General features: G+C 32.4%; 5 protein-coding genes. 1 reads left to right on the top strand and 4 read right to left on the bottom strand.

Going from position 1 to position 4,810, the window contains the following annotated elements; translation table 11 throughout:
* Window positions 1-412: 412 nt before the first annotated feature.
* The 4 genes from AC1VAQ_RS20665 to AC1VAQ_RS20680 form a co-directional block, all read right to left on the bottom strand.
* Window positions 413-1,456, bottom strand: a complete 1,044-nt coding sequence (locus AC1VAQ_RS20665; RefSeq protein WP_302596751.1) for a hypothetical protein — start codon at window positions 1,454-1,456, stop codon at window positions 413-415.
* Between the two features lie 174 nt (window positions 1,457-1,630).
* Complete coding sequence (locus AC1VAQ_RS20670; protein WP_302596750.1) at window positions 1,631-2,566, bottom strand: DUF5692 family protein; 936 nt, start codon at window positions 2,564-2,566, stop codon at window positions 1,631-1,633.
* 231 nt (window positions 2,567-2,797) lie between these two features.
* A complete protein-coding gene (locus AC1VAQ_RS20675; protein ID WP_302596749.1) occupies window positions 2,798-3,280 on the bottom strand; it encodes a methylated-DNA--[protein]-cysteine S-methyltransferase in 483 nt (160 codons plus the stop codon).
* Between the two features lie 20 nt (window positions 3,281-3,300).
* Window positions 3,301-4,077, bottom strand: a complete 777-nt coding sequence (locus tag AC1VAQ_RS20680; protein ID WP_479904501.1) for a methyltransferase domain-containing protein — start codon at window positions 4,075-4,077, stop codon at window positions 3,301-3,303.
* Between the two features lie 124 nt (window positions 4,078-4,201).
* Here AC1VAQ_RS20680 and AC1VAQ_RS20685 point away from each other — a divergent pair, with 124 nt between their 5' ends.
* On the top strand, window positions 4,202-4,762 hold the full coding sequence (locus AC1VAQ_RS20685) for a LysR family transcriptional regulator (RefSeq protein ID WP_479904502.1): 561 nt from the start codon (window positions 4,202-4,204) through the stop codon (window positions 4,760-4,762).
* The last annotated feature ends 48 nt before the right edge of the window (window positions 4,763-4,810 follow it).

The raw sequence follows: 4,810 nt of genomic DNA on the forward strand, positions 1-4,810 counted from the left end.
CAATGATTTCACATGACTAAAAATCATGAATAACTAAAACTTATAAATGTGAAATGTATATTACTCTCTATACTTACATTATAGAGAGATTAAACTTTTTCGCAACCAATTTTATAAACATTTTTATTTTTTGTTTGATAATATATAAACATTTTTAGTTTTTGTTTGTTTTTATCTTTACTTACATCAAAAACTTCGCATACAAAAAGACGCTATTAAAGCTAGCTTATCTTCATAAACTAGTCCTAATAACGTCTTCTCCTTATCTTTTATCTTTTATCTTTATTTTTTGTCTTCATTTTTTATCTTTGTTTTATCTCTTTATTTTATCTTCTTGTTTTATCTCCTTGTTTTATCTCTTTATTTTATCTTCTTGTTTTATCTTCTTGCTTTATCTCCTTGTTTTTTGTCTTTATTTCCCCACACTTTCATACGTATAATAATCTCTATCTCCCGTGACCTTGCTAATACACCAATATGTCTTACCCTCTTCTTCATAAGCTTTCATCGTAATTACTTGCTCTAGATTTTCATAAACCTTGCCCTGTAACATACTTTCATAAGTTACTGTATAACGCATCGTCTGATCGTCTAATTTCTCTTTATTCTTAATACTCACTTTGCCACCTCTAAGTGTAGGACTTGAACCACCTGTTACCCAACCTCTTGTTTTGACTTCTGGTAAAACATTTTGTTTTGCATCATTACAAAGCATACTATATTGAAGTGCACCATTTCTCGTTTGTTGGGCTCTAATCCATACAGCTAATACATCCTCTGTTTTTTCAAGTTTTAAGTTCTGCTCTAACTTAGCAATTTCATTTTGAAGCTGTTCCTGTAATTCTACTTGTGATGTATAGCGAAGTACTGCCTTATTGCTAGCCTTATCAATGGTTACACCGTCTATACCAAAATAACCTTTTACTTCATTAACAGGCACATATAATGTACCATCTATAATCTTATAATTATAAATCATTTCTCCTGTTTCATAACCTTGACTTGTTACCGTAAGTTCAATTGGCCTTTCATTTAAAGTCGTTATTTTTACTTCATCATTATTTATTTCTTCTTCAGGTTTCAAAAAGCCTTTGAGACTTTCTGGTAATGGTGTAAGTGTATCTTCATATTCTGCATCATAAACAGTGAATGCACTTTCTAACATTGCATAATAGCTGCCCCAAAAGTAAGCTGGTGCATCTACTGTGATATACGCTTTAGTATTTGAACCCTTCTTACCATTCTCCCATTTAAAATCCTTAATTCCCACTTCATTTAACATCCACTTAAAGGGAACATATACCTCATTATTAATCAGTAAGTAATTCGTTACTGCTTGTTTTACCTCATTATTAAAAACTACCTGTTCTGCAAAGATAGGTGTTTGTCCCATCATGCTTATACAACTCCCTGCTACTACTACACATGCAACTGCCTTACTAAAAAACTTTTTCATATTACACGCCCCTCTATTTTTCTATGTACACCTTTAATATAGCACTTTGTATTTTAAATACTTCTCATTTATATTAAATATACTTTGCACTTTTATTATCTTTTATTTTCAATTGTTACTAATAAATAAAGCTGCAATACTAACATTTATAGTTAGTATCACAGCTAATATCTCTTAAGCCACTGCTGACTTACTTTCTTCAATTACTTTTTGATATGCTTTTATATCTGAATGCACTTCCACCTTAAAAGGATTTCTCTTATATTTAAAGATTTTATAAAAGTGGTATACAAACACAATAATGTTTGCAATAAGCGCAATAAAACTTACTACAAATAAAGCTGTTGTATTATGTGATGACTGCACTGCAAATCTAGATGTATCCACGAAACTTGGGAATGTCATTGTAAACATCATCCAAGCAGCTAAAGTATACGCTCTATGCTGAATCCAAGCCCCTCTTTTACTAATAATAAGTGGAATTGTACATGATAATAATAATGCTGCCCCTGCATAGAATGAATGGTCTGATACACAATTATATACATATGCAAAGTTCCATAAATCATATGCAATTACCCAAAACCATAATTGATCTGGCCACAACATATCTTTATTTTTATCCTTACCTACAAAGATGCCCATCCACCCTGAAATAGTAAGGATATTTAATATTCCTGCAATACCATTCATAATATTCCAAGGTCCACCTAACATCCATACACCATCTACAATACCAGGTGTCTGATAACTAAAACATTCAAAATCACGAATAACAGCTTCCATAATATTAACAGCTAAAATAATAGCTGGTAACATTAAAAGATATTTATTATCTTTCCATCCTTTTATGTAACGAATACCCATAAACATAAGGCATCCTGCTAATGCAGAATATACTTTTACCCAATGGAACCATGTTCCTGTACTAGAATCAGCCCCAGCTGTCTTAGGCCAAACAAAAATAGTTAAAAATATAGGTAATGCAATACAGAAAAATAATGAAAAATACTTATTACGACGTGCAGCCTCGTTTACAAGCATCAAGATGCCTAATACTATGAACCACATAATTGCCGATTGCCACGTAATATTCCCAAATAAAAACATAATATACCTCTTTTCTATCTTTTTCCCATACATATATTAGTATATTCTTTAATTTATTTTAATATTTGTACTCTATTTAATTTTATGTATGTATTGTAAATAATTGTATTTATTTACTTCATAAACACATATTTCCATATACAACAAAAGAAATTAACAAAAGGGACAGGTCTCTAAAATTAGTGTGTAACACCAATTTTAGAGACCTGTCCCCATCTATTTTGTCCCCCTCTATTTTTCTAAATCTAAGAGGTATTTTTTTAATTCTAAACCGCCATCATAACCTATTAATTTGCCATTTGCTCCAATAACTCTATGACATGGTATTAGAATCATAATAGGATTTTTGTTATTGGCCATGCCGACTGCACGGCAAGCTTTAGGATTGCCAATCATAATTGCAATCTCTTTATAACTCCTTGTTTCCCCATAAGGTACTTTACATAACGCTTCCCAAACTTGCTTCTGAAAAGGTGTTCCTTTTGGGTTTAAAGGTAAATCAAACTGTTTACGTTCTCCCTTAAAATATTCTTCTAGCTGCTTTGCAGCCTCATCTAGTAACACTGTTCTACACTTGCTGCCAGGTAAATCTTTTTCCTTAGCTGAACTTACCAATGTAATGCCCTGCTTATCACAAGCAATCGTTACCTGCCCTATTGCCAAATCATAAATGTAAAATGCTTCTTCTATATCTACATCATTTGTATTTGTCACTAACTATAACCTCCTACTTTCTAACTTGTTGCAATTATAAATAAACGTTTAAATTTGAAAAGTACTTTACCATCCTCTTGTACTTTATAATAAGCTTTTACCTGTTGTAAAATCTGATTTACAAATTCTGCTTCTAATTTTTCATCGTTAAGCGCATTACAGTAAGGTCTCAGCCCTGTACTTTTGCAAAACTCAACGATTGCCTTTTGACTGTCTAAAATATGATAATAATCTGTTTCCCACATTTCTATTTGATGACTGTATTTTGAAATAATGTCATAATAGGCTTCTGGATTATAATTATAACAGTTCTTACTCCCCACTTCCTTGAAATAAGGTTGCCATTTTTTCTGCATACTCACTTCATTAATACATTTTCTCATCTTCATTTGTTCAAAAAGAGGCACTTGCACAGCTACAACGCCGCCTGAATTTAAATTTCTAAACCAGTCCCCTATAACTTGCTCTTGATTTTTAAGCCACTGTAAACTGGCATTAGAAAATATAATATCTGCTTTATCAAATTCTTTAATAGACTCATTGCAATCCTTAAATATCCATTCTACATTTAAGCCTAATCGTTTCGCCTGCTCTAACATCGTATTAGAATTATCTATCCCCATAATTTCTGCTTCTGGCCACTTATTTGCAAGTACTTTTGTGCTCATGCCTGAACCACAGCCAATATCTATTATTTTCTTTGGATTTTCTATCATTATACGTCTCACTAAATCAATCGAAGGCTGAATCCTTTCCTTTTCAAACTTTCCATAAGCTTTTGCATCCCATTCTCCCATTAATATTCCCCACTCTCATTTATTTTTTATTAAATTTTATTTCTTATTTAACTTCATTTTATATCATCCTTTTGTATAATAAAAATATCGATATTTTATATTTGATATAACTGGAGGGAATATCATGTTAAATGATCTCAACTTATATAAAATTTTTTACACAGTCTGTAAATATCAAAATTTTTCTCATGCAGCCAAAGCTCTTTATATTTCCCAACCTGCTATCAGTAAATCTATGAAATCATTAGAAACTGAGCTGGGTCTTATGCTTTTTTCAAGAGGTTCCAAAGGTGTCTCATTAACTGCTGAAGGGAAACTCCTTTATGAACATCTTAGCCAAGCCTTTGCTTCTATCGAAGAAGGTGAGCAACTTCTGACTAAACTCAAAAACATAGATTTAGGCCAACTCAGATTAGGTGTAAGTTCTACTCTAGGCACTCACTTCTTACTCCCTTTACTCTCTAAATTCACACAAACCTATCCAACTTTACAAGTCCATCTTTTCAATGATAACACTACGCAAACCTTAGACCTCGTTCAAAAAGACCTCATAGATCTGGCGATTGTCAGCTCCCCACTCACAGATACTTTACTGGACTTCATTCCTCTACAACCTATCCAAGACATCCTAGTCTGCAGCCCTAGCTACTACAGCAATATTAGAGACCTGTCCCCGCCCTATTAACAGCAACTTTAGAGACCTGTCCCCACTCTATTAACAGCAACTTTAGAG

It is taken from the genome of Cellulosilyticum sp., from assembly GCF_982396655.1.

Excerpts from the sequence above, each read along its gene's own strand:
- AC1VAQ_RS20665 (WP_302596751.1), bottom strand. The coding sequence starts at position 1,456 with ATGAAAAAGTTTTTTAGTAAGGCAGTTGCATGTGTAGTAGTAGCAGGG.
- AC1VAQ_RS20670 (WP_302596750.1), bottom strand. The coding sequence starts at position 2,566 with ATGTTTTTATTTGGGAATATTACGTGGCAATCGGCAATTATGTGGTTC.
- AC1VAQ_RS20680 (WP_479904501.1), bottom strand. The coding sequence starts at position 4,077 with ATGGGAGAATGGGATGCAAAAGCTTATGGAAAGTTTGAAAAGGAAAGG.
- AC1VAQ_RS20685 (WP_479904502.1), top strand. The coding sequence starts at position 4,202 with ATGTTAAATGATCTCAACTTATATAAAATTTTTTACACAGTCTGTAAA.